Here is a 23,638-nt window from a genome sequence, read left to right as displayed (position 1 = left end):
GCGGGCACTCGGGCCTTATGGCCCCAAACTGTTCCAGCAACGCCTCGGCAGCGAGCGCGCAGGTCAGCTCAACGCGGGTCATCCGCGCCCAATACGAGCAGTCGTCGCTCCCCCGCAGGGTAGGCACGCGTGTCCAAGGGCGCGAGGAACTGTGCGGGCGGAAGACTGCGAGACGTGACCGCCCGTCCCCGCACATCTCCTTTCTCCCCGCCCGTGGTTCCCCCCGCGGCCGGGGGCGCGGTCCTGGCCACCGGCGCCCTGTCGGTCGGCCTGCTACTGATCGGCTACACCGTCCTGTCGGCGGTGGCCTTCGCGCTGGCCGGGGCGCTCTGGCTGGTGCTCGCCCTCGACGTCGGCTTCCGACTGGTCCGGGACCGGCCGCGCTGGTTCGCCGAGGCAGACACACCGCCCGCGCTGACCGCCGTCGCCGCCACCGCCCTTCTCGGCACCCGGAGTTCACTCGCCGGCCTTCATCATCTCGCCGCCGCTCTGCTCGCGCTGGCCTCCGCACTCTGGCCCGGTCTGCTGACCGCCGTCGCCCGGCACTGGAAGCGCCCGATGCCCGGGTCCGTGTTCCTGGTGTGCGTCGCGACGCAGTCTCTCGCCGTCCTCTCCGGCACCCTCGTCCTGGCCGGCGCGGGCGACTGGCTGACGTGGGCGGCGCTCGTCCTTTTCTGCCTGGGCCTCGCGCTCTACCTCGAAGCCCTCACCCGCTACGACTTCCGGCAGACCTGGCGCGGTGCCGGAGACCAGTGGATCGCATCCGGCGCGCTCGCGATCTCGTCCCTGGCCGGCTCAAAGCTGATCCTCTCCCCACTCTGGACCGGGTCCGCCCACGAAGCGCTCCGCACCACCACCCTGGTCCTGCTCGCCCTCGCCCTCGCCTGGCACGCCGTCCTCCTCACCGCCGAACTGGCCCGCCCCCGCCTGCACTACGACATCCGTCGCTGGTCCACGGTCTTTCCCATGGGCATTACCGCCGTCGCCACCCTCTCGGTCTCCACCGCCACGGACATCCCCTGGCTCGACACGGTCGGGCGTGCCCTTCTCTGGAGCGCGGTGGCAGCCTGGTTCCTGACCCTCGCCGGTCTGCTCCGCTCCTGCGCCCGTTGAGCCATGTGTCCTGCGCGCCCAGCGCGCCCGCGGCCGCACGCGGCAAGGGCGGGCCGGGGGCGCGAAGGGCGGCAGGAATCAGGCCTGCGTCTCGGCGCTGCAGACCCAGTCGCCGTAGCGGACGCCGTCCTTCGAGCGGACGATGCAGACCCGGACCGTGTCGTTCTCGGTCAGGTCGTAGTCGCAGATCGAGTAGCCGTCGGTTGTGTCGTTCTTGGTGGTCGTGTCGTAGCAGCCGGTCCGGTGGTCCACCCAGCTCCACGCGTCGATGTTGACCTTCTGCCAGCGCTGGATCTTGGCCTGCACGCTGTAGCCGTCCGCGGACTGGTCCTTCACCTTCAACTCGTCGCCGTAGGTCGTAAAGGTCGCCGTGCCCCAGGTCCGGGAGATAGTCACATTGCTTCCGCTTGCGGAGGCCGAGCCCGCCGTGCCCCCGACGATGATGACGCTCGCCGCGAGAGCCATACCGGTCTTTGCTACCGTGCTGCGCTTCATCAAGCGTTCCCCCTGTAGGTGTCGGGTCGTTACGAGTGCTAGATCAAAGCGTCGCCCTCGATCACCTGTCAACTACTTTGTGGAGGTGATGAGTTGAGGCGTGCGCATGGCGAAAGGCGGGTGCGACGCCTGCCTGGCGCGGGACATGATTCGCCGCCAGATCCTGCGCGAGCGCGACATCCCCGGCGGTGCGGTACAGCTCCGGTCCCCAGAGGCGGAGAAGGCGATCATGGAGAACCCGTTCAGGCCCGGCGGCCCGGCGATGCCCTATGTGAGCCTGATCGTCTCCGCGAACGTCTACCGGCAGATACGTTCGCGGCGCGATCGCGCCTAGAGTGCCGTGCCCCTCCCGTGCCCGTTCGGTCGGGTAACAGCGGGGAACGGTGGTCGCTAGAGGGCAGAGCTCATGAGAACGGCCCCTGACCGAGTTACCTGGTCAGGGGCCGTTCACCTGCGGTGGGTGTGGGATTTGAACCCACGGTGACATCGCTGCCACGACGGTTTTCAAGACCGTTCCCTTAGGCCGCTCGGGCAACCCACCCACGCCCCGGCCACCTGCGGCGGAGCGGGCTACAGACTACCGGCCCCGCGTCGTGCGTCGCAGCAGTGTTCTCCCGTAACGAGTTCTCCCGCACCGCGCTCTCTCCGTACAGAGTTCTCCCGTGCCGAAAGAGCGCCGCCGGTCAGCTGTCGCCCGTGCGCTTGCCCAGGACGACCTCCGCCGTGTGTTCCTTGCCGTCGCGCTCGTACGTGAGCGTCACCTTGTCGCCCGGCTTGTGGTTCCAGATTTCGCTGATCAGCGTCGGGCCGCTCTCCACCGGCTTGCCGTTGAACTGGGTGATGACGTCGCCCGCCTTGAGGCCCGCCTTCGCCGCCGGGCCGTTCGGGGAGACCGGCGGGGTACCGCCCGTGCTCTGGGTGGCGATCTTGGCGCCGGAGTCCTTGCCCGACATGTCGACCGTGGCGCCGATCACCGGGTAGACCGGCTTGCCCGTCTTGATCAGCTGTACTGCGACGTTCTTCGCCTGGTTGATCGGGATGGCGAAGCCGAGGCCGATCGAGCCCGCCTGCGTCTGGCCGAGGCCGCTGCCCGCCGACTGGATCGCGGAGTTGATGCCGATGACCGCGCCGCGCGCATCGAGCAGTGGGCCGCCGGAGTTGCCCGGGTTGATCGAGGCGTCGGTCTGCAGGGCGCTCATGTACGAGTTCTTGCCGCTGGAGCCGTCGCCGGAGGCGACCGGGCGGTTCTTCGCGCTGATGATGCCGGTGGTGACGGTGTTCGACAGGCCGAAGGGCGCGCCGATCGCGATGGTCGAGTCGCCGACGGCGACCTGCTCGGAGTCGCCGAGGGCCAGCGGGTTCAGCCCCGAGGGCGCGTTCTTCAGCTTCAGTACGGCGACGTCGTAGCCCTGCGCCCGGCCGATCACTTCGGCGTCGTACTTCTTGCCGTTGGAGAACGTCGCGGACAGTGTGCCGCCGTCGGCCGCGGAGGCCACCACATGGTTGTTGGTGAGGATGTGGCCTTCCTTGTCATACACGAAGCCTGTGCCCGTGCCGCCCTCGGTCTCACTGCTCTCGCCGACGTCGGCGCCGCCTGCCTTCGCCTCGATGGTGACCACGCTCGGCAGCGCCTTGGCCGCGACCGCGGCGACCGTGCCCGGCTCGCGCTTGAAGTCCTTGGGGGTGTCGGCCGCGGAGACCGTGGTCGAGTCGATGCCGTCGTCGTTGTGCTCGGCGGCCCAGTAGCCGATGCCGCCGCCGACACCGCCCGCGACGAGCGCGGCCACGAGCACCGCGGCGACCAGGCCGCCGGAACGCTTGCGCGGGGGCTCCGAGACCTGCGCGGGGGCTCCCCAGACCGGGCCGCCACCGCTGTCGCCGCCCCCGTGGGAGCCGCCCCCGTAGGAACCGCCCCCGTACGAGGGCAGTGCGGGCGGGGGCGTCGGCCAGCCGGCTCCCTGCGGCTGGGCCCCGGTCGGTGCGGCGGCGGGTACGGGACCGGGCAGCGGCGCGGTGGTGGGCTCGGGCTGGGGGGAGTGCCCGGGCTCCTCGACCGCGGCCGCTGCCGGCTCGATGGTCCGGGTGGCCCCGTCCGTGTGAGGCGCCCGGTCCGCCCCGGCTCCCTCGGTGGACGCGGGCATGCCCGCGGGAGCAGCGGCCGGCACAGGAGGTACGGACGGGGCGGCCGGTACCGCAGTGCCCTCGTTGCCCTCGTTCTCGGTGCTCACAGCTGTTTCTCCTCAGATTCCACGTCGGCGCCATGCAAGTGTCTGCGGACAGCTTTTCCCACAGCCCGTCAGGCCACTGTAAGCGGGACCTGTGCGTATCTACGTAATCCTTTACGTCCAGCAAAACGGACGCATCTCCAGGGCCGCCGGACAGATACCGCACGCCCTTCGGACGGACCTGCGAGTGACACATGACGGCCCCCGACACCCGCCTACCCCGTTGCGGTGACACCATGACGCGGTGACTCAAGCACGACAGCACAACATCCAGGTCGTCGCCCACCGAGGCGCCTCCGAGGACGCGCCCGAGCACACCCTCGCCGCGTACAAGAAGGCCATCGAGGACGGCGCGGACGCCCTCGAGTGCGATGTACGGCTCACCGCGGACGGCCATCTCGTCTGTGTCCACGACCGGCGCATCAACCGCACGTCCAACGGCCGGGGCGCCGTCTCCGCCCTGGAGCTCGCGGATCTCGCCGCCCTCGACTTCGGGTCCTGGAAGGACAGCGAGGAGAGCCCCGACTGGGGAGACCCGTCCTTCACGTCCGTACTGACCCTGGAGCGGCTGCTGGAGCTGGTGGCCGACTCCGGGCGTCGTATCGAGCTGGCGATCGAGACCAAGCACCCCACCCGCTGGGCGGACCAGGTGGAGGAGCGGCTGATCCAGCTGCTCGGCCGCTTCGGGCTGGCCGATCCGGCCACGGCCGACGACTCCCCCGTACGGATCATGAGCTTCTCGGCCCGCTCGCTGCACCGCGTCTCCGCGGCCTCGCCGAATCTGCCCACCGTCTATCTGATGCAGTTCGTGACCCCGCGGCTGCGCGACGGACGGCTGCCGGCCGGCGCGCGGATCGCGGGACCGGGGATGCGGATCGTACGCAACCACCCCGGCTACATCGACCGGCTGCACCGCGCGGGCCATCCCGTCCATGTCTGGACGGTCAATGAGCCGGAGGACGTGGAGCTCTGTGCCCGGCTGGGCGTCGAGGCAATCATCACCAATCGCCCCAAACAGGTGCTGTCCCAGTTGGGTCGTCGCTCACTCTGATGACAGGGAGTGCACCGGCGCGTTCGGTCCGTATTCGATCGTTACGAGTGCGTCACTGGCCTGCCGTTGGCCGGTTTCCGGTCCAGTCCATTGGGGCATTCACACCGTGGCGTGGGGCAAAGGAGGTCTCGGGGGTGGCGTTGGTGGTGGCACAGGAGGTGCCCACGTCGTCGAGCATGGCCGTATCCCATGGCCCTGCGGGCGTGGGTGAGGCGAGACACCGTATGCGGGAGCAATTGCGACGCAGCGGTATGTCCGAAACGGTCGTCGACGATGCAGTTCTTATCCTTTCCGAGCTTCTCAGCAACGCATGCCGTCATGGCAGGCCGCTGGGCCACGCCGAGGTGGGCGACAGCGACATCCGCGCGGAATGGCGGGTCGACGCGGTGGGCCGACTCACGGTGGAAGTGACGGACGGAGGCGGTCCGACCCGACCGGTTCCGGCCACGCCTTCGGTCACGGCGCGTGGTGGCCGCGGGCTCAACATCATCAGCGCGCTCGCCCAGGACTGGGGTGTCCGGGACAGCGCGGCCGGTGAGGTCACCGTGTGGGTCATCGTCACCGAAGGGCACCGCCGCGAGGATTTCGCTACGCGCGTCGCCGGCCCCGGCTTCGACTTCGCGGACTCGTACGACGACCTCGACTGAAGCCGCGGCCCAAGCCCGACCGAAGCGGGGAGCGGAAAGCGGGGCGAAGGACCGGAACGGGGAGTGGGACACGGGGAGCGGAACCGGCACCACCGGTTCGGCACACCAGGCCGCGCATGTGAGCCGCTGCTCCCCCGTGGCGGCGACAGAGGACTAGGCTCGCGCCCGACACAGCACCACCGCAGTCGGGAGAGAGCCACACATGGCCAAGAAGCGCCCCCAGACGAAGGCCGCCAAGCCCCAGATCGAAAGCGGGGAGATTCCGGTCGTCGGGGCCCGCGAGCCCTGCCCGTGCGGATCGGGCCGCCGCTACAAGGCCTGTCACGGCCGGGCCGCCGCGCACGCCGTGACCGAGCTGGTCCAGCGTCCCTTCGAGGGCCTGCCCGGCGAGTGCGACTGGGTAGCTCTGCGCGAGCTGGTGCCCGCCGCGACCGTAGAGCTGACCCTGAAGGGCGGACGGCCCGAGGGCGTGCCCTCGGTGACCCTCGCGACCGTACTGCCGATGGCCTGGCCCGCGCTGCGCCGCGACGACGGCTCCGTGCTGCTCGGCCTGCAGAACGACACGTCGTCGGGCGATCTGAGCCGCGATCTGGCCGACACGCTCCGGCGTGCGCTGAGCGCCGAGCCCGGCACCCCGGTCGCCGCCGAGCGGGTGCCCGCCGACGGGCCCCGCCTTCAGGACCTCCTCGACGAGAGCGCCCCCTTCGAGCCGGTCGTCCACTCCGGCTTCGAGTTCTGGGTCCCGGACTCCGCGGAGAACGCCACCCCCGAGGTCGCCGCATCGCTGGAGCGCGCGAACGCCGCGGCGATCCCGACCGTGAAGCTCTCCGCCGCCGACGCCGCCTACTGGTGCGAGACCCCGGAGAAGAACCATCTGCGCTGGGTCATGCCGCACCCCGAGGAGCAGCTCCTCGACGCGCTCGCCCGGCTGCACGCCGCAGGCACCTCCTCCCTCGGCGAGGGCACGCGGCTGGTCGGCTCCTTCCGCGCGCACGGCCTGATGGTCCCCGTGTGGGACCTGCCGAGCGGGATGGGCGCCGAGGAGTGCGAGAAGCCCGCGGCCGAGCTCGCCGAGCGGCTGGCCAAGGCTCTTCGGACGGACGCTCCGCTGACCGCCGAGGAGCGCCGGGCGCGCGGCGGGCTCACCAACCGCCAAGTCACCCTGAGCTGAGAGTGACGCTTTCGTCGAACCGATTGGGGGTCCCCCCGCCGAAGGCAGGGGGCGTGACTCCAGTCACAACTCGCCCTACGGGCAAGTAAATCCCTGTCCGAATACCCGAGATCGAATTTGCGAACCGCCGATCTCTTGTTACCGTTCTAGAAGCCCGGTCGCTGGTGCATCCCCCGTCGCCAGCGACCGGGCGCTTCCATTTCCGCGGAATGGCTCATTCCTCAACGGCCAGCCGGAGCAGCGGAGTTGCTCCCGGATCGCAGCAGCAGCGGCCCTTCGCCCGCCTCGTCCGCAGTAGCGAACTCCGCCACCGCCGAATAATCCGCAACAGGCCCTCGCGAGAGCTCACGGGGCGTATCACAGACATCCGGTTCGTCGCCCGCCTCGACCTCACAGTTGGTCTGCAAAGTGCGCCCTCCGGGCCCCATCAGAGTGAGTACGGAGCTCAATTCCTCGCCCGTCGCATTGCGGTAGTAGGTACGCGCCCAGGTGTCGCGCCCCTCTCTCAGTACGCAGGTCTGAGCCTCGACCCCGTCGGGAGAGGTGAGTTCCGGCCCACATCGGGCCGAAGTCTGCGGGGCAGTGGCGCCGGTCACACCCGAGGGCTCGGCGGGGCCGGAGGCGCCTGCCCCGTCGCCGCGCCCTTCGGCGGAGCCGAGCCCGGGCAGCAGGCCGGGCCGGGCATCGGTTTTCGGCTTCGCCTCGTCCAGGGGCGCAGCGCCGGATCCCGGCCAGATTCCGTCACTCGGCCCGGCGAACGCGGCAAGCGGCAGCAGCGCCGCGAACACCACGACAGCGCAGAGCCCGATCATGCGGAAATTCATGGGTCCACCTGCCGACTACGCGGGAAATTGTTGACGGTGGGCCGAAGATAGCGACGGAATGCGGGCGCCCGGGACGCCGCGCGCCCAATGCCCGTACAACTCGGGCCGGCTCCTACCCGTACGAGTGACGGAGCCGGCCCGGATCAGTGCACGTTGTCACTGCTGCACGGTGTCAGTACGCGCGCTGGCAGCACGCGCGGTCAGTGAGTCGGTCAGTAAGCGAGACGGCTGCCGCCGTCCGGTGCGCTGGTGCTCGCCTCGACCAGCGCGTCCACCACCGCCTCCACATCCGGCAGCCACGGAGCCGCGGAGCCGGGCAGCGGCGCGCGTTCCCAGCGCACCTGCCCCGTCCCGATCTCGGAAGGCGGCAGCACGAGATAGCCGCCCTCTCCGTGGAAGCGCAGTGAACTGGGCACGCAGTCCTTGACGAAGAGAAGTTCACCGAGCCGTTCGAGGGTGTACGGAGCCACAAGCAGCGACCAGCGGGTGGGCGTGGCCACGACCGGGCCGAGCCGCATGCCCATCCGGTCCAGTGCCGACAGGGCTCGCGCCCCGGCGACTGCCGGCAGGCTGACGGCGCAGGGCGCACGCCCTCCGGTGGCCAGCATGATCGGAGCGGTGGGCCGGTTGGTCCACCACCAGCGCACCATGCGCTCATCCGTCGTCGCCGCGAGGATTCCGGGGTCGAAGGGGTGCGCGCCGGGTACGACGCACTCGGGGTCGGGGCAGGCGCAGCCGCGCCCGCGGTCACCGCGACTTCCGGCCGCTTTCAGTCCCACACCGGGGAGTACGGGCCATTGCCACCCGGCGGCGCAGGTGAGCGCCGCGTCGAGCTGGACAGGCCCCCTCTTGCGCCGGAACCGGAGCCTGCGTCGCCTTCCGAGGATCTCGCGCATGAGCGCTCGTTCCTTTCCGTTGAACGCCGAGGTCCACCACAACACAACTTGTGTGCAGCTCTTCACTGTGCGTACAAGTCGGCGCATCGCCGCCCCTTGCCGGTGGCATGGGCGGCCCGCCGCTTCGCCTGCGGCAGGATCGCCGCCCGGGGGCCGAACGTGGGCTGTAGTCCATTAAACGCGTGGCGAGGGGTGGCGCGCGCCTGGCGCTTGCAGTCCCGCTGAACTTTTCCCCGCCGCGCGGGGATGAGGCGCGGCCTCCGGCTGTTATGACGCCCGGGCCCGTCGCCAGGTTCCGGGGCGGTCTCAACTGCCCCTGGCCATCACCGTTTAGGTACCCATCCCGCTTGGAATGACTCCCCCTCGGGCTTCGCCCTGGGAGGATCCCCCCTGCCGAACAGCCCTCAGTCGACCTCAATTGACCGCCAGGGGGTGCATTTTTCGGCCAAGTTCAAGGTCACCTAGACACCACCGATCCCACTGGTCCAATGCTGGACATCCCCTTACTTGTGCGTGTACATGTGGATGCATTGATAGCGGCGCAGAATGACATGGGGGTTTGCGATGCTATTGAGCAAAACGCACCAGTCGGAAAGCCGGCTGCCATGAGCCCCTCTCACCTGCCGAAAGTGGCTGGAATCGATTCAACGGTTCCCAACCCCACGCACACTGCCGCCACCCTGCCCGCCATCCCCGCCGCACCGGCGCCTCCCGGAGCGGTGATTCAGGACCGGCTCGCAGGCTGGGTCTCCGACCTGACCACCCTCCACGAACTCACCGAGCGCCTGGTCCGGACCGCTTCGCTCGACGACGCCCTCCATGAACTGCTGCGCGCCGGTGCCGCCCTCGTCGGCGCCCGGCGCGGCCTGGTCGTCCTCGAACCCGCCTCGGCCGCCTCACGGGCCGACTGTTTCGAGCCGGACCGCGGTCCCGCCCTCACCAAGGGCCTCGGGTTCACCCATGCCGAACTTGGCCACATCGAGACGGTGCCGCGCACCGCGACCGTCTACGGGCGGATCCTCGACGGCCGCCTCCCGGACGGACGGCCCGGCCCGGACGGACCTCCCGAGGCTGTCGCCCAGCCCGATCTGCTCGGCGACGAGACGCTCGACTCCCGCCACCGCGAAGTGGTCGTCCGCCTCGGCTACGCCGCCAGTTACACCGTGCCGCTCGCCTCCGAAGCGGCCGGAACGCTCGGCGCCGCCGTGTGGATGTACGACGAGCCCGCCACCCCGGTGGAGCGCCAGTGCCATCTGGCCGGGCTCTACATGCGCTACGCCACCGAGCATCTGGCCCGGCTCGTCGAGCTGGAGCAGGCACGCGCGACGGTCGCGACCGTCGCCGAGGAACTGCTGCCCAGCCGGCTGCCCCGGGTGCCCGGCGTCCAGCTCGCCGTCAGACACCGCACCACTGCGGGCGGCGGCGACTGGTACGACGCGCTGCCGCTGCCCGAGGGAGCGCTGGGCCTCGCGGTCGGATCGGTCAGCGGCTCCGGCCCCAGCGCGATGGCCGCCATGGGAAGGCTGCGGGCCTCCCTTCGGGCGTACGCGGTGATGGAGGGCGAGGACCCCGTCGCCGTACTGTCCGATCTGGAGCTGCTGCTGCGGCTGACGGAACCGGCCCGTACCGCGACCGCGCTCTTCGCGTACGCGGAGCCTGCCGCCAGGAAGATCGTGCTGGCCGGCGCCGGGCACACACCGCCGCTGGTGGTCGGGGAGCGGCGTACCGAGTTCGTCGAGACGTCCCTGTCCGCGCCGCTGGGGATGCTCGCCTGCTGGGAGGCGCCGAGCGTGGAGCTCTCACCCGAACCCGGAGAAACGGTGCTGCTCTACACGGACGGGCTGCTGCGGCGTACCGGTGACCCGATGGACCGGGCTTTCGCCCGGCTGCACGCGGCGGCCGCGAGCGTGCCGAAGTCGCTGCGCGACGACCCGGGAGCGATCGCCGAGCATGTGCTGCGCACCGTGCTGCCCGAGGGTCTCGACGAGGCCGACACCGGTGAGGACGTGGTGTTGCTCGCTGCCCGTTTTGACTGATTCCTCACGCGTTTTCCACAGGACACCTGGCCGTCTTCCGCTCACACATACGATGGTGAGGACGCCCCCGGCCAAAGCCAGGGGAGGTCCAGTGTCGTATCAGGAAAGGCCGACAGGCCCAGGAGGCAGACGTGGCCGAGGAGCTCCCCCCGGAGACCCCGGAAGAAGAAGAGCAGCCGATCAAGCAGCGTAAGAACGGCCTGTACCCGGGCGTGTCCGACGAGCTCGCCGAGAACATGACGACGGGCTGGGCCGACACCGAGCTGCGCGACCTGGAGCCCATCGCGCAGGCCTCGCAGACCGCCGCCCGCCGTGCCGCGCTGTCGGCACGTTTTCCCGGCGAGCGCCTGGTGATCCCGGCGGGCAATCTGAAGACCCGTTCCAATGACACCGAGTACGCCTTCCGCGCCTCCACCGAGTACGCCTACCTCACCGGCGACCTGACCGAGGACGGCGTCCTCGTTCTGGAGCCCAAGAACGGCGCGCACAAGGCCACCGTCTACCTGCTGCCGCGCTCCAACCGTGAGAACGGCGAGTTCTGGCTGTCGGGCCAGGGTGAGCTGTGGGTCGGCCGCCGTCACTCCCTGGCCGAGGCAGAGCAGCTGCTGGGCATCCCGGCCAAGGACGTGCGCGAGCTGCCGGAGAAGCTGCGCGAGGCGAGCGGCCCGGTCCGCGTCGTGCGTGGCCACGACGCCGGTATCGAGGCGGCGCTGACCGACAAGGTCACCGCGGAGCGCGACGAGGAACTGCGCGTCTACCTCTCCGAGGCGCGTGCCGTGAAGGACGAGTTCGAGATCGGCGAGCTCCAGAAGGCGTGCGACTCCACCGCGCGCGGCTTCGAGGACGTCGTCAGGGTCCTGGACAAGGCCGAGGCGACCAGCGAGCGCTACATCGAGGGCACCTTCTTCCTGCGCGCCCGCGTCGAGGGCAACGACATCGGCTACGGCTCGATCTGCGCCGCGGGGCCGCACGCGACCACCCTGCACTGGGTGCGCAACGACGGCCCGGTCCGCTCCGGCGAGCTGCTGCTGCTGGACGCCGGCGTGGAGACCCACACCCTCTACACCGCGGACATCACGCGCACGCTGCCGGTCAACGGCCGCTTCAACGAACTGCAGCGCAAGATCTACGACGCGGTGTACGAGTCCCAGGAGGCGGGCATCGCGGCCGTGAAGCCGGGTGCCAAGTTCCGCGACTTCCACGACGCCTCGCAGCGGGTGCTCGCCGAGAAGCTCGTCGAGTGGGGTCTGATCGAGGGTCCGGTGGAGCGGGTGCTGGAGCTGGGTCTGCAGCGCCGCTGGACGCTGCACGGCACGGGCCACATGCTCGGCATGGACGTCCACGACTGCGCCGCAGCGCGCACCGAGGCCTATGTCGACGGGACCCTGGAGCCGGGCATGTGTCTGACGGTGGAGCCCGGGCTCTACTTCCAGGCGGACGACCTGACCGTGCCGCAGGAGTACCGCGGCATCGGTGTCCGGATCGAGGACGACATCCTGGTGACCGAGGACGGCAACCGCAATCTGTCGGCGGCGCTGCCGCGGCAGGCCGACGAGGTCGAGGCCTGGATGTCCTCGCTCAAGGGCTGACCCGTACGCCGGACATCCCCGCCGGAGGGCGCGCTGCTCAGGAGACCTTGAGCAGCGCACCCTCCCGCCATTTGAGGATCTTGTCGAAGCTGACCACCGCACCCCGGCCCGGCCGGTTGCGGACATGAACATGGTCGGCGAGCTGCTCGATAAGACACAGACCGCGGCCGCTTTCGGCGGTCGGGGGCGGTGGTTGCGCGGTATGTGCGCACTGCCCACCGCGCCGGACGGGAAAGCCGGGCCCCGAATCGGCCACTTCGATACGGCATGTCTCGCCGTCCAGATACGCGGTTACGCGGTAGGCCGCCGAGGCCTCCCCGGCCCCCTGGCCGCCGCCGTGTTCCACGGCGTTCGCGCAGGCCTCGCTGAGGGCGACCGACAGATCGTAGGAGATGTCGGGATCGACTCCCGCGGTCTCCATCGTGCCGAGCAACAGGCGGCGGGCGAGCGGGACGCTCGCGGCATCGCGCCGCAAGTGCAGTGACCACCAGATGCTCATGCTCCGGCCTCCTGGCTGCGGCTCGACATACCGATACGTATTGCCGTAAGACACCGTGCGTAAGCACACAGTTGATGTGATTGCGCTCATTCGGCGGATGCGCACGGTTCGGGTGGCGGTGTATGCGCCGGTGCTTGGGTCCTCGTGCGCGGGGATGCGCTTCAGAAAAGGGATCTTCCGGACCTGCCGTATGGGCGCTGTGGGCACAGTGCGATGATGACCCGGCCATGTCGTCCCTTCCCGTTGCGCGCGCCGGAGCCGGTCCCCGGCTGCTGAGGGCCGCGGTGTTCACCGCGGTCTGCGTTGTGCTGTCCGCGACGGGACATGCGCTGGCGGCCTGCGCCGCGATTCCCTGGTGGACGCTTGCGGCAGGCTTCATCGGAATGTTCGCGCTGGTCGCGCCGTTCGCGGGACGCGTGCGCTCGCTGCCGTCCATCGCCGTCGCGCTCACCGCCGGACAGCTTTCCCTGCACGCCCTGTTCGGGCTCGGACAGCATCAGCTGCGCCTCGCCCCGACGGCGGACGACGCGTTGATCAGGATGGCCGCGAAGCTGATGTGCGGGGCGGGCGCCGCCTCGATCAGCCCCGCGGACGCCCGGCGGATCGTCACCACCTCCGGCATCACCCCGCCCGGACAGGGCGGACCCGGCGGACACCTCGGCCATGAGCACATGGCGCAGACCGCCGTCGCTTCGCCGGAGCTGCTGCCCTCCCTCCCCATGCTGCTGGGGCATCTGCTGGCCGCGCTCGCGACCGGCTGGCTGCTGCGGCGCGGGGATCTGGCGCTGGTGCGGCTGGTCCGCCTGTCGGCGGACTCGGCCCATGAGGTGGCCGAGGCGGGGCGGCTGCGTTCGCTGCGTGCCGCTCTCTGTCTCGTACGGGCACTGCGTTCCGGTCTGGCCGTGGTGCCCGCGGTGGATCCGCGCACTGCCCGGATCTCCTCCGCCCCTCCCGTGCCCCTCGCCGGTGAGGCACTCCAGCACACGGTGATCAGGCGCGGGCCTCCCGCCCGCCTCGCTCTGGCAGCCTGACGCGGCCCACTCGACGGGAGTGGTGCCGTGGTGTCCGCGCATCCGTATGCGCCCGGCACACACTCACCTCTTCTGAACTGTGGAGTGTCCTCACCCATGAACGTTTCCCGTATCGCTGTCGCGACCGGAATCGCCGCTTCCTCCGTGCTGCTCCTCTCGGGCACCGCCTTCGCTCACGTCAGCGTGCAGCCGCAGGGCGAGGCCGCCAAAGGCGGTTACGCGACCGTCAACTTCAAGGTCCCCAACGAGCGCGACAACGCCGCGACGGTGAAACTCGAAGTCAGCCTCCCCGCCGACCACCCCATGGCCTCCGCCATGCCGCAGCCCGTCCCCGGCTGGAAGGCCGTGGTCACCAAGGCCAAGCTGGCCAAGCCTCTTGAGGTGCACGGCAAGCAGATCACCGAGGCCCCTTCCAAGATCACGTGGACCGCGGACGGCGGGAAGATCGCTCCGGGCGAGTTCCAGCAGTTCCCCGTCTCCCTAGGCCGACTGCCCGAGGACACCGACCAGTTGGTGTTCAAGGCACTGCAGACGTACGACAACAAGGAGGTCGTGCGCTGGATCGAGGAGGCGAAGGAGGGCGCCCCGGAGCCCGAGTCCCCCGCGCCCGTCCTGAAGCTGTCGGCCGCGACGGAGGACCACCACGGCGGGAGCGCGAAGGACGCGTCCGCGAAGGACGGCAAGAACGCCGGACACGACGAGGACACGAAGTCCGAGACCGCGTCCGCCGACAGCAGCGACACGACAGCCCGCATCCTGGCGGTCGTCGGCATCCTGGTCGGCATCGCGGGTGTGGCCTTCGGTGTCCTGGCCGGCCGGCGTCGCTCCTCCTGACGGTCCGTACACCACACTTGGGACATTTCTCCATGCGCAAGAAGACCGTGCTTGCGGCCACGCTCGTCGTGGCCGCGGCGCTCAGCCTTTCCGCCTGCTCGGGCGACGACTCCGCCAAGAGCCCCGTCGCCGATGTCTCGGCCGGGGCGAACCGGCCCGCGACCGTGCTCGACCAGCCGTTCACCAAGCCGAACCTCGTCCTTACGGACACCCACGGCAAGAAGTACGACCTGCGTGAGCAGACCAAGGGCAAGCCGACGCTGATCTACTTCGGCTACACGCACTGCCCCGACGTCTGCCCGCTGACGATGAGCAATATCGCCATCGCCAGGAAGCAGCTCCCCAAGGCCGACCAGGACAAGCTCCAGGTCGTGTTCGTCACCACCGATCCGGAGCGCGACACCCCGGCCGAGCTCGCCAAGTGGCTGCCGAGCGCCGGAGACCCGTCCTTCACCGGGCTCACCGGCGACTTCCCGACCATCCAGGCCGGCGCACGCCAGATCGGCATCGGCATCGACCCGCCGAAGAAGGAGAAGGACGGCACGGTCGTCTCCATGCACGGCGCTCAGGTCATCGCCTTCTCCCCGAAGACCGACAAGGGCTATGTGCTCTACGGCGAGGGCACCACGGCGGACGACTACGCCAAGGACCTCCCGAAGATCATCCGCGGGGAGCGCCCGTGAACCGGCGTACGTCCCTCGCTGCCGTCATGGCCCTGACCGCGGGGCTGGCGCTGGCGGGCTGCTCGTCCGACTCCAAACCGGAGTTGAAGGTCAGCGGCGGGTTCATGCCACAGCCCGTCGGCGACATCGCAGCCGGTTTTCTGACCGTGCACAACAGCGGTGGCGGGGCGGACAGGCTCACCACCATCACCAGCGACATCTCCGACGACATCACGATCCACGAGTCGAAGAACCAGTCGATGCAGGAGGTGAAGGCCTTCGACGTCCCGGCGGACGGCGAGCTCGATCTCGAACGCGGTGGAAACCACATCATGTTCATGAAGCTCAAGCAGCAGCCGAAGCAGGGCGAGAAGGTCACCGTGGAGCTGCGCTTCGAGGAGTCCGACCCGATCACGGTCGAACTTCCCGTCAAGGAGCCCACGTACAACCCGAAGAAGCACTGAGCACCGAGGGACTGATCAATCCATGACAGCCACCGCCCCGCGCTTCGGCCCGTCCCCCCTCCGGCTGCTGCTCGCCGCGATCGTGCTCGCCGGCACGCTCTTCGGTGCGCTCCTGGCCGGTGCGAGCCCCGCGTCGGCGCACGCCGCGCTGACCGGGAGCAACCCGAAGGACGGGGCGGTGGTCGCCACCGCACCCAAGGACGTCACGCTCACCTTCTCCGAGCAGGTGGCCATGGGGAAGGACTCGATCCGGGTCCTCGAACCCAGCGGCAAACGCGCCGACAAGGCCGCCGTCCGCGACCTCGGCACCGGCGGCAAGGTCATCTACGGCGTCGATCTGCTGCCCGGACTGCCCGACGGCACCTACACGGTGGCCTGGCAGGCCGTCTCGGCCGACAGCCATCCCGTCTCCGGTGCCTTCACCTTCTCCATCGGAGCGCCCTCCAAGACCACCGCAGTTGTTCCCGACCAGAAGGCCGGCGGCGGAGTGGTCGGCGTCCTCTACGACATCGCGCGCTACGCCTCGTACGCGGGCTTCGTGCTGCTGACAGGCGGCGCGGCCTTCGTGCTCGCCTGCTGGCAGCGGGGCGCTTCCGTACGGCCGCTGCAACGCCTGGTCGTACGCGGGTGGGTGACGCTCACCGCGGCCACTCTCGCGACGCTGCTGCTGCGCACCCCGTACACGGGCTCCGGGAAACTGGCGGACGCCTTCGACCTCGGCGGTCTGCAGGACGTCCTGCAGACCAAGACCGGCGCCGCACTCAGCTCCCGGCTGATGCTGCTGGGGGCGGCCGCGCTGTTCATCGCCGTGCTCTTCGGGGCGTACGCGAAGCGGGAGGACGAGGGCGAGAAGAAGGACCTGACCTTCGGTCTCGCCGTCGGCGGCGCGGTCGTCGCGGCGGGGATCGCGGCGACATGGGCGCTCTCGGAGCATGCGTCGACGGGCATTCAGCCGGGACTCGCGATGCCCGTGGACATCACTCATCTGCTGGCCGTCGCGACCTGGCTCGGCGGGCTCGCGGCGCTGCTGACCGCGCTCTACCGTGCGCCGTCGATCGAGCGGGCCGCGGTACGGCGGTTCTCCAAGGTGGCGTTCGCCAGTGTGATCGTGCTCGCGGCGACCGGGATCTACCAGTCCTGGCGGCAGGTCGGCTCCTGGTCGGCGCTGACCGGGACGTGGTACGGGCAGCTGCTTCTGATCAAGGTGGGGCTGGTCGTCGTCCTGGTGAGCGTCGCGTGGATCTCGCGCCGGTGGACGGCGCAGCTCGCCGAGTCGGCGGAGGTGACCGAGGCCGACGAGGAGGAGGCCGTCGAGGAGGCGGACCCGGTTGCCGAGGTTGCCGAGGATGCCGAGCGCGCCGCCCAACTCGCCCGGCAGAAGGCCGCAGTGGCCACGGCCCAGAAGAAGAAGGCCCGCGACAAGGCCAGGGACGCCGACCCGGTGCGTTCCGGACTGCACCGTTCCGTACTGGCCGAGGCGGGCATCGCGGTGGTCCTGCTGGCCGTGACCACCATCCTGACGTCCACCGAACCGGGCCGTACGGAAGAAGAGGCCGCCAACGCCTCGGGCTCGCAGGCCGCCGCGGCCGTGCCGAACGGCCCCACCGAGATCAGGCTACCCTTCGACACCGGCGGCAAGAACGGCAAGGGCACCGTCCGGCTCAGCCTCGACCCGGCCACTTCCGGCGCCAACGTGATGCACGTCTGGATCTACAGCCCGGAGCTGAAGCCGATGGACGTGCCCGAGGTGAAGGTCTCCTTCACCCTCAAGGCGAAGCAGATCGGCCCGCTGCCGATCACGCCCGACCGCGTCGCCACGGGACACTGGAGCGCGGACGCGGTCCAGATCCCGATGCCCGGCGACTGGCAGGTCCAGGTAACCGTGCGGACCTCCGACATCGACCAGACCACCACCGACGAGAACATCAAGATCGGCTGACCCACCCGTGAGTGACCCTGTGCGCGACAACGACATCTCCAGACGGCGGCTGCTGGGCACCGTGGGTGCGGCCGGCGCCACCGGTCTTGTGCTGGGTGCCGCGGGCGGCGCCGCCGCACATGCCGCGGCCTCCGGCGGCGACCCGACCGCGCTGTCGACGCTCGGCTCGACCGGCATCCCCTTCCACGGCACCCATCAGGCGGGCATCACCACACCGCTCCAGGCCCGCGGCCATGTGATCGCCTTCGACCTGGCTCCCGGTGCCGGCCGCAAGGAAGCCGCCGCGCTGCTGCGCCGCTGGTCCGCGCTCGCGAGCGAGCTGATGGCGGGCCGGGCGGCGGGCGAGGGCGACACGGGCGTCGCGCTGGACGCCGGGCCGTCCTCGCTGACGGTCACGTTCGGCTTCGGCCGCAGCTTCTTCGACCGTACGGGGCTGGTGGCGCAGCGCCCGCCGCAGCTGGATCCGCTGCCGGCGTTCTCCTCGGACCAGCTGGACAAGAAGCGGTCGGACGGCGATCTGTGGGTACAGATCGGCGCGGACGACGCGCTGGTCGCCTTCCACGCGCTGCGCGCGATCCAGAAGGCGGCGGGGGACGCGGCACGGGTGCGCTGGCAGATGGACGGCTTCAACCGTTCGCCGGGGGCCACCGGGAAGCCGATGACCGCGCGCAATCTGATGGGCCAGATCGACGGCACCCGCAATCCGAAGCCGTCCGAGCCCGACTTCGACAAGCGGATCTTCGTGCCGTCGGGGACGTCGGGGACCTCGGGGTCCACGTACGCGTGGATGGCCGGCGGCTCGTACGCCGTCGTACGCCGGATCCGGATGCTGCTCGACGACTGGGAACAGCTTCCGCTCACGAAGCAGGAGCAGGTCATCGGCCGTCGCAAGTCCGACGGCGCTCCGCTCAGCGGCGGCAGTGAGACGACCGAGCTCGCGCTCGACAAGACCGGCCCGGACGGCAAGCTCGTCATCCCGGACAACGCCCATGCCCGGATCTCCGCGCCCGAGCAGAACGGCGGCGCGGCGATGCTGCGGCGGCCCTTCTCCTTCCACGACGGGATCGGCGCCGACGGGACGCCGGACGCCGGGCTGCTCTTCATCTGCTGGCAGGCCGATCCGCTGCGCGGCTTCGTTCCGGTGCAGCGCAAGCTCGACCGGGGCGATGCACTGTCGGCGTTCATCCGGCACGAGGCGAGCGGGCTGTTCGCGGTGCCGGGCGGGCCACAGGAGGGCGAGTACGTGGGACAGCGGCTCCTGGAGTCCTGAGGACCCCGGGCCCATTAGGGTGACGGTATGTCGGCCACGCGCGCTGCATACATCGGGGGACAACCCCGAACCCCCGGCCGGGGGCGTGCGCGGTCACCGACGCCGCCGCTGCCGCTCCATCGAGGATGACGTATGTCAGCCACTCGTTATACCTATCTCGGCCCCGAGGGCACCTTCACCGAGGCGGCCCTGCGCACGCTTCCGGAGGCCGCCACGCGGGAGCTCGTCCCGATGGTGTCCGTGCCCGCCGCACTCGATGCGGTACGCAACGGGGACGCCGCGGCCGCCCTCGTACCGATCGAGAACTCCGTCGAGGGCGGCGTCACCGCGACCCTCGACGAGCTCGCCTCCGGCGAACCGCTGATGATCTACCGCGAGGTGCTGCTGCCCATCGCCTTCGCGCTGCTGGTACGCCCGGGCACCAAACTGTCCGAGGTGAAGACGGTGACCGGCCATCCGGTCGCCCAGCCGCAGGTGCGCAACTGGCTGCGCGCCAATCTTCCCGATGCCCTGTGGGAGTCGGCCGCGTCGAACGCGGACGGCGCGCGGCTGGTGCAGGAGGGCCGCTACGACGCGGCCTTCGCGGGCGAGTTCGCGGCGGTCACCTACGGCCTTGAGCCGCTGGTCACCGAGATCCACGACGCCGAGAACGCGGAGACCCGGTTCGTGCTGGTCGGCCGTCCGGCCAGGCCCGCGGCGCCGACCGGTGCGGACAAGACGTCGGTGGTCATCTGGCTGGGGGACGACCACCCGGGCGCGCTGCTCGAACTGCTCCAGGAGTTCGCGGTGCGCGGGGTCAACCTGATGCTGATCCAGTCCCGGCCGACGGGTGCGGGGATCGGGAACTACTGCTTCGCCGTGGACGCGGAGGGCCATATCTCGGACCGCCGGGTGGGCGAGGCGCTGATGGGGCTGAAGCGGATCTGTCCGAATGTGCGCTTCCTCGGTTCGTATCCGCGGGCGGGTGTGGAGGTCGGGGACGTACGGGCGCTGCGTGCGGGGACGTCGGACGCGGAGTTCACAGCGGCGTCCGACTGGCTGGCGCGCTGCCAGGACGGCCGGGCCTGAGCCAACTCCGGGTCCCGGGTCGGGGTCCGGGGTCCGACCCGGTCCTACCTGCAGATTTTCGTTATCCACAGAAGTTATCCACAGGCACGCTTCTCGACCTGGGGACAAGTCGACAACACAACACGACATGGTCGACAAATCGGTCCAGTCGCCCACTTCCGTCCACAGGTGCGCACGGTGGCTTGTGTCACCTCAATTCCATTGATCAACTCTTTGGAGCGAGGAATTCCCACCCGAATGAGCGTGTGAGGTGGGTTTGGAAGGGGAATCCTCCGGCCCACGCCCGACATTGGAAATGATCATTTCCGTGGTCCACAGATCTCGCACACAACCTGTGGATAACTGTGCGACCGTCCGCATCCCTGTGGACAAGATGGGCCCGAGTCCCACCCCCGCAAGGGAAACGGGTCAATTCAGACAACGGCTGGATGCCCCATTTCGGCGAGTGGTCGAGCGTTTATTGACGCCTGCCCGGTGAATTGGCGGCGGCTTTCTAAATTCCGGCAATTCGGACATAGTGACACGCAAGGCAATATCGAGTGAGGTTGAGCGAGTCGGCACCGGTAGCCTGGTGGGGTGATTGACCTTCGCCTGCTCCGTGAGGACCCCGACCGTGTTCGCGCCTCCCAGCGCGCCCGTGGAGAGGACGTCGAGCTCGTCGACGCCCTGCTCCAGGCCGATGAGCGGCGCAGGTCGTCCGGCCTCCGCTTCGACGAGCTGCGTTCCGAGCAGAGGCAGCTCGGCAAGCTCATCCCCAGGGCCACTCCCGAAGAGCGCGCCGAGCTGCTGAAGAGGGCCGAGCTGCTGAAGGCCGACGTCAAGGCTGCCGATGCGGCCCAGGACGAGGCCGACGAAGAGGCCAGGCGGCTGCTGCTCCTGCTCGGGAACATCGTCCACGAGGACGTCCCGGTCGGCGGCGAGGAGGACTTCGTCGTCCTCGAGACGCACGGCACGATCCGCGACTTCGGCGCAGAGGGCTTCGAGCCCAAGGACCACCTGGAGCTCGGCGAGGCGCTCGGCGCCATCGACGTCGAGCGCGGCGCCAAGGTGTCGGGATCGCGCTTCTACTACCTGACGGGCGTCGGCGCGCTGCTCGAACTCGCGCTCGTCAACGCCGCGATCGCGCAGGCGACACAGGCCGGGTTCATCCCGATGCTGACGCCCGCGCTGGTCCGGCCGCGTGCCATGGAGGGCACGGGCTTCCTCGGCCAGGCCGCCGAGAACGTCTACCACTTGGAGAAGGACGACTACTACCTGGTCGGCACCTCCGAGGTCCCGCTCGCGGCGTACCACATGGACGAGATCATCGACGCGGACAAGCTGCCGCTGCGCTACGCCGGCTTCTCGCCGTGCTTCCGCCGCGAGGCCGGGACGTACGGCAAGGACACCCGCGGCATCTTCCGGGTGCACCAGTTCGACAAGGTCGAGATGTTCTCGTACGTCGCTCCCGAGGACGCGGAGGCCGAGCACAAGCGGCTCCTCGACTGGGAGAAGCAGTGGCTGACCGGCCTGGAGCTGCCGTTCCAGGTGATCGATGTGGCCACCGGCGACCTGGGCGCCTCCGCCTCGCGCAAGTACGACTGCGAGGCCTGGATCCCGACGCAGGGCAAGTACCGCGAGCTGACCTCCGCCTCCAACTGCGACGGCTTCCAGGCGCGCCGCCTGTCGGTCCGGATGCGCGACGGCAAGAAGGTGCAGCCGCTGGCGACGCTGAACGGCACGCTGTGCGCCGTACCGCGCACGATCGTGGCGATCCTGGAGAACCACCAGCTGGCGGACGGTTCGGTGCGGGTGCCCGAGGTGCTCCGGCCGTATCTCGGCGGCCGTGAAGTGCTTGAACCGGTCTCCAAGTGAGCTTGCCGTACCGCCTGATCGCGACCGATCTCGACGGCACGCTGCTGCGTGACGACGACACGGTCTCGCAGCGCACGCGCGACGCGCTCGCCGCGGCCACCGCGGCGGGCGCCGCGCACATCATCGTCACCGGACGTGCCGTGCCCTGGACCCGGCACATCCTGGACGACCTGGGCTACGAGGGCCTCGCCGTCTGCGGCCAGGGCGCGCAGGTCTACCACGCGGGCGAGCACCGGCTGCTGACGTCCCTGACGCTGGACCGGCAACTGGCCTCGCTCGCGCTCTCCAAGATCGAGGCGGAGGTCGGCCCGCTGGCGCTGGCCGCGAGCCGCGACGGGCTCGACGGCGAAGTGCTGGTCGGACCCGGGTACCGGGTGCAGGGAGGCCCGCTGCCGGTGGTGGCGTACGAGGACCCGGCCGAGCTGTGGTCGACCCCGCTGAACAAGGTGTACATCCAGCATCCGGAGCTGGACGACGACGCGCTGGCGAGGGTGGCCAGGGCGACGGTGGGCAGCCTGGTGAACGTGGTGATGGCGGGCGCGGGCATCGTGGAGATGCTGCCGCTGGGGCTGAGCAAGGCGACGGGGCTGTCGCTGGCGGCGAGGCGCCTTGGGCTGCGGGCCGCGGACACGATCGCGTTCGGCGACATGCCGAACGACATCCCGATGTTCGGGTGGGCGGCGCACGGTGTGGCGATGGCCAATGCGCATGAAGAGCTGAAGGCCGTGGCGCACGAGATCACGGCGTCGAACGAACGCGACGGCATCGCGGTGGTACTGGAGCGGTTGCTGGGCTGACGCACCGTTGTGGGCATTCGTTCCGCTGGAGCGGAACGGGTGGCACAACACCCCGGCCCCGGTGCCCATGCGTCGGGCGGTCACGGGGAAGGGCCCGAACCGGGAGGGGGCGGCCCGCGCAGATGCGCGCTCGAAGCGGCCGCCCCCCGGGCAGCTGCCTGCGGGCGGCCTCGCGGAGTGTCGGTGGCTACTCCGCTGCCTGCCCGGCGCTGCCCTGTGGGGAGCTCGACGGACTCGCACTCGTACTCTCGGTCATCGCCGCGCTCCTCTCCCGGTCGGTGGCGTCGGTCGCACTGACGTGCGCCCGGCTCAACTACTGTGCCCCGGCGGACGGTTCGCTGCCACTGATTTTCCGGCGCCCTGCCGGTACGCGTCGGCCCCCGCCCTGAGGACGGGGGCCGAGGACGAACTGCCCGATTACTGAAGGGCCTTCCGGATCACTCCTCGCCGGCGAGCTTCAGCACCCTCAGCTTCTGACCGGCGTACCAGGTCGCCACCACCGTGACTCCCGCCAGCAGCGTCACGGCGAGCGGCAGCCCCACGTCCGAGCCGATCAGCCCCTCCCCGCCGATCTTCTCGGCGAGTGCCAGCGACCACTGCTGCACGCTCAGCGTGCGCGCCCCCGGAACGAGGCTGCCGAACAGCGTCTCCCACACCAGCGCGTAGACGAGTCCGATGACGACCGCATGGCGGCTGACCGTCCCGAGGAGAAGGAACAGCGCGCTGTACGCGATCGAGGCGACCAGCGCGGCGACCGTGTAGGCGACGGCGACCTGCTGGCCGTTGCCGTTGAGGATGAATCCGGCGATCAGCGTGGGAATCGCGGAGAAGGCCATGGTGATCGCGATGGCCACGATCAGCTTCGTGAAGATGATCGTCGGGCGCTTCACCGGCTTGGCCAGCAGATAGACGATCGACCCGTCGTCGATCTCGGGCCCGATCGCGCCGGTGCCCGCGATCACTCCGATCAGCGGCACCATCGTGGCGATGGCGAATCCGCCGAGGAGGTTGGAAGCGACCTGGTCGTCCAGGCCGTTGAAGCTTCGGACCGCCACCGCGATGAGCAGCAGCAGACCGGGCAGTACGAACAGGATCGCCGCGCGGCGCCTGCCGAGCACGGCCCGATAGGTGAGCCGGGCGACTGTGGGGTTGTACATGGACGTCACAGCTCCT

Annotated in this window: 22 protein-coding genes and 1 tRNA gene; 16 read left to right on the top strand and 7 right to left on the bottom strand. The window is 69.9% G+C overall.

Translation table 11 applies throughout. The features are described 5' to 3' along the window. The first annotated feature begins 174 nt into the window (after positions 1-174). Positions 175-1,113 carry a tellurite resistance/C4-dicarboxylate transporter family protein gene (locus tag OHA61_RS19580; protein WP_406304104.1) on the top strand — a complete coding sequence of 313 codons (939 nt, stop codon included), beginning with the start codon at positions 175-177 and terminating at the stop codon, positions 1,111-1,113. Between the two features lie 78 nt (positions 1,114-1,191). On the opposite strand, the gene OHA61_RS19575 is transcribed toward OHA61_RS19580, so the two are convergent. Then, positions 1,192-1,608 carry a hypothetical protein gene (locus tag OHA61_RS19575; RefSeq protein WP_406304103.1) on the bottom strand — a complete coding sequence of 139 codons (417 nt, stop codon included), beginning with the start codon at positions 1,606-1,608 and terminating at the stop codon, positions 1,192-1,194. Between the two features lie 106 nt (positions 1,609-1,714). Here OHA61_RS19575 and OHA61_RS19570 point away from each other — a divergent pair, with 106 nt between their 5' ends. Continuing rightward, positions 1,715-1,942 (top strand): hypothetical protein, encoded by a 228-nt coding sequence (locus OHA61_RS19570; RefSeq protein WP_406304102.1) that lies wholly within the window; start codon positions 1,715-1,717, stop codon positions 1,940-1,942. 120 nt (positions 1,943-2,062) lie between these two features. Here the strand turns inward: OHA61_RS19570 and OHA61_RS19565 are convergent. Both OHA61_RS19565 and OHA61_RS19560 read right to left on the bottom strand, forming a co-directional pair. After that, a tRNA-Ser gene (locus OHA61_RS19565) sits at positions 2,063-2,149 on the bottom strand. Positions 2,150-2,291: 142 nt separating this feature from the next. Continuing rightward, complete coding sequence (locus OHA61_RS19560; RefSeq protein WP_406304101.1) at positions 2,292-3,836, bottom strand: trypsin-like peptidase domain-containing protein; 1,545 nt, start codon at positions 3,834-3,836, stop codon at positions 2,292-2,294. Positions 3,837-4,077: 241 nt separating this feature from the next. On the opposite strand from OHA61_RS19560, the gene OHA61_RS19555 reads away from it, so the two are divergent. From OHA61_RS19555 to OHA61_RS19545, 3 genes are all read left to right on the top strand, one after another. Then, the gene (locus tag OHA61_RS19555; RefSeq protein ID WP_406304100.1) at positions 4,078-4,884 is read left to right on the top strand and encodes a glycerophosphodiester phosphodiesterase; all 807 of its coding nucleotides are present in this window, start codon (positions 4,078-4,080) and stop codon (positions 4,882-4,884) included. After that, positions 4,884-5,531, top strand: a complete 648-nt coding sequence (locus tag OHA61_RS19550; RefSeq protein WP_406304099.1) for an ATP-binding protein — start codon at positions 4,884-4,886, stop codon at positions 5,529-5,531. The genes OHA61_RS19555 and OHA61_RS19550 overlap by 1 nt, the downstream gene beginning before the upstream one ends. A gap of 202 nt (positions 5,532-5,733) precedes the next feature. Then, complete coding sequence (locus OHA61_RS19545) at positions 5,734-6,702, top strand: DUF5926 family protein (protein ID WP_406304098.1); 969 nt, start codon at positions 5,734-5,736, stop codon at positions 6,700-6,702. A gap of 221 nt (positions 6,703-6,923) precedes the next feature. Here OHA61_RS19545 and OHA61_RS19540 read toward each other — a convergent pair whose 3' ends face one another. Next, on the bottom strand, positions 6,924-7,526 hold the full coding sequence (locus OHA61_RS19540) for a hypothetical protein (protein ID WP_406304097.1): 603 nt from the start codon (positions 7,524-7,526) through the stop codon (positions 6,924-6,926). A gap of 212 nt (positions 7,527-7,738) precedes the next feature. After that, entirely contained in the window at positions 7,739-8,422 is a 684-nt protein-coding gene (locus OHA61_RS19535) for a bifunctional DNA primase/polymerase (protein WP_361901915.1), read from the bottom strand. 488 nt (positions 8,423-8,910) lie between these two features. Between OHA61_RS19535 and OHA61_RS19530 the strand changes: the two genes are divergently transcribed. Next, positions 8,911-10,458, top strand: a complete 1,548-nt coding sequence (locus OHA61_RS19530; protein WP_406304096.1) for a PP2C family protein-serine/threonine phosphatase — start codon at positions 8,911-8,913, stop codon at positions 10,456-10,458. Between the two features lie 131 nt (positions 10,459-10,589). Beyond that, positions 10,590-12,047, top strand: coding sequence for an aminopeptidase P family protein (locus OHA61_RS19525; protein WP_406304094.1), 1,458 nt, complete (start codon positions 10,590-10,592; stop codon positions 12,045-12,047). A 37-nt stretch (positions 12,048-12,084) separates the two neighbouring features. On the opposite strand, the gene OHA61_RS19520 is transcribed toward OHA61_RS19525, so the two are convergent. Continuing rightward, positions 12,085-12,546 (bottom strand): ATP-binding protein, encoded by a 462-nt coding sequence (locus OHA61_RS19520; RefSeq protein WP_361901923.1) that lies wholly within the window; start codon positions 12,544-12,546, stop codon positions 12,085-12,087. Between the two features lie 227 nt (positions 12,547-12,773). Here OHA61_RS19520 and OHA61_RS19515 point away from each other — a divergent pair, with 227 nt between their 5' ends. The 9 genes from OHA61_RS19515 to OHA61_RS19475 all read left to right on the top strand — a co-directional run bounded on the left by OHA61_RS19515 (position 12,774) and on the right by OHA61_RS19475 (position 22,465). Then, on the top strand, positions 12,774-13,577 hold the full coding sequence (locus OHA61_RS19515) for a hypothetical protein (RefSeq protein WP_406304093.1): 804 nt from the start codon (positions 12,774-12,776) through the stop codon (positions 13,575-13,577). 96 nt (positions 13,578-13,673) lie between these two features. Then, on the top strand, positions 13,674-14,411 hold the full coding sequence (locus OHA61_RS19510; RefSeq protein WP_406304092.1) for a YcnI family protein: 738 nt from the start codon (positions 13,674-13,676) through the stop codon (positions 14,409-14,411). Positions 14,412-14,443: 32 nt separating this feature from the next. Continuing rightward, the gene (locus OHA61_RS19505) at positions 14,444-15,094 is read left to right on the top strand and encodes an SCO family protein (protein WP_406304091.1); all 651 of its coding nucleotides are present in this window, start codon (positions 14,444-14,446) and stop codon (positions 15,092-15,094) included. Further along, the gene (locus OHA61_RS19500; RefSeq protein ID WP_406304090.1) at positions 15,091-15,537 is read left to right on the top strand and encodes a copper chaperone PCu(A)C; all 447 of its coding nucleotides are present in this window, start codon (positions 15,091-15,093) and stop codon (positions 15,535-15,537) included. The genes OHA61_RS19505 and OHA61_RS19500 overlap by 4 nt, the downstream gene beginning before the upstream one ends. Before the next feature lie 22 nt (positions 15,538-15,559). Next, entirely contained in the window at positions 15,560-17,476 is a 1,917-nt protein-coding gene (locus OHA61_RS19495) for a copper resistance CopC/CopD family protein (RefSeq protein WP_406304089.1), read from the top strand. Positions 17,477-17,495: 19 nt separating this feature from the next. Further along, positions 17,496-18,746, top strand: a complete 1,251-nt coding sequence (efeB, locus tag OHA61_RS19490; protein ID WP_406307399.1) for an iron uptake transporter deferrochelatase/peroxidase subunit — start codon at positions 17,496-17,498, stop codon at positions 18,744-18,746. 132 nt (positions 18,747-18,878) lie between these two features. Beyond that, the gene (gene pheA, locus OHA61_RS19485) at positions 18,879-19,814 is read left to right on the top strand and encodes a prephenate dehydratase (RefSeq protein WP_406304088.1); all 936 of its coding nucleotides are present in this window, start codon (positions 18,879-18,881) and stop codon (positions 19,812-19,814) included. A gap of 576 nt (positions 19,815-20,390) precedes the next feature. After that, entirely contained in the window at positions 20,391-21,668 is a 1,278-nt protein-coding gene (gene serS, locus OHA61_RS19480; RefSeq protein ID WP_406304087.1) for a serine--tRNA ligase, read from the top strand. Continuing rightward, positions 21,665-22,465, top strand: coding sequence for an HAD family hydrolase (locus OHA61_RS19475; protein WP_406304086.1), 801 nt, complete (start codon positions 21,665-21,667; stop codon positions 22,463-22,465). Before serS ends, OHA61_RS19475 begins: the two co-directional genes overlap by 4 nt. Before the next feature lie 437 nt (positions 22,466-22,902). On the opposite strand, the gene OHA61_RS19470 is transcribed toward OHA61_RS19475, so the two are convergent. Continuing rightward, positions 22,903-23,622 (bottom strand): ABC transporter permease subunit, encoded by a 720-nt coding sequence (locus tag OHA61_RS19470; RefSeq protein ID WP_406304085.1) that lies wholly within the window; start codon positions 23,620-23,622, stop codon positions 22,903-22,905. Positions 23,623-23,638: the final 16 nt, after the last annotated feature.

Origin of the sequence: Streptomyces sp. NBC_00885, assembly GCF_045207475.1 — a bacterium.
Classification (GTDB): domain Bacteria; phylum Actinomycetota; class Actinomycetes; order Streptomycetales; family Streptomycetaceae; genus Streptomyces.
The sequence above is the reverse complement of the archived record's forward strand: the minus strand, read 5'-3'. Positions and strand labels throughout refer to the sequence as shown.

Excerpts from the sequence above, each read along its gene's own strand:
- OHA61_RS19570 (WP_406304102.1), top strand. The coding sequence starts at position 1,715 with ATGGCGAAAGGCGGGTGCGACGCCTGCCTGGCGCGGGACATGATTCGC.
- OHA61_RS19540 (WP_406304097.1), bottom strand. The coding sequence starts at position 7,526 with ATGAATTTCCGCATGATCGGGCTCTGCGCTGTCGTGGTGTTCGCGGCG.
- OHA61_RS19510 (WP_406304092.1), top strand. The coding sequence starts at position 13,674 with ATGAACGTTTCCCGTATCGCTGTCGCGACCGGAATCGCCGCTTCCTCC.
- OHA61_RS19495 (WP_406304089.1), top strand. The coding sequence starts at position 15,560 with ATGACAGCCACCGCCCCGCGCTTCGGCCCGTCCCCCCTCCGGCTGCTG.
- OHA61_RS19515 (WP_406304093.1), top strand. The coding sequence starts at position 12,774 with ATGTCGTCCCTTCCCGTTGCGCGCGCCGGAGCCGGTCCCCGGCTGCTG.
- OHA61_RS19535 (WP_361901915.1), bottom strand. The coding sequence starts at position 8,422 with ATGCGCGAGATCCTCGGAAGGCGACGCAGGCTCCGGTTCCGGCGCAAG.
- pheA (WP_406304088.1), top strand. The coding sequence starts at position 18,879 with ATGTCAGCCACTCGTTATACCTATCTCGGCCCCGAGGGCACCTTCACC.
- OHA61_RS19505 (WP_406304091.1), top strand. The coding sequence starts at position 14,444 with ATGCGCAAGAAGACCGTGCTTGCGGCCACGCTCGTCGTGGCCGCGGCG.
- OHA61_RS19550 (WP_406304099.1), top strand. The coding sequence starts at position 4,884 with ATGACAGGGAGTGCACCGGCGCGTTCGGTCCGTATTCGATCGTTACGA.
- OHA61_RS19470 (WP_406304085.1), bottom strand. The coding sequence starts at position 23,622 with ATGTACAACCCCACAGTCGCCCGGCTCACCTATCGGGCCGTGCTCGGC.
- OHA61_RS19530 (WP_406304096.1), top strand. The coding sequence starts at position 8,911 with ATGCTGGACATCCCCTTACTTGTGCGTGTACATGTGGATGCATTGATA.
- OHA61_RS19575 (WP_406304103.1), bottom strand. The coding sequence starts at position 1,608 with ATGAAGCGCAGCACGGTAGCAAAGACCGGTATGGCTCTCGCGGCGAGC.
- OHA61_RS19520 (WP_361901923.1), bottom strand. The coding sequence starts at position 12,546 with ATGAGCATCTGGTGGTCACTGCACTTGCGGCGCGATGCCGCGAGCGTC.
- OHA61_RS19545 (WP_406304098.1), top strand. The coding sequence starts at position 5,734 with ATGGCCAAGAAGCGCCCCCAGACGAAGGCCGCCAAGCCCCAGATCGAA.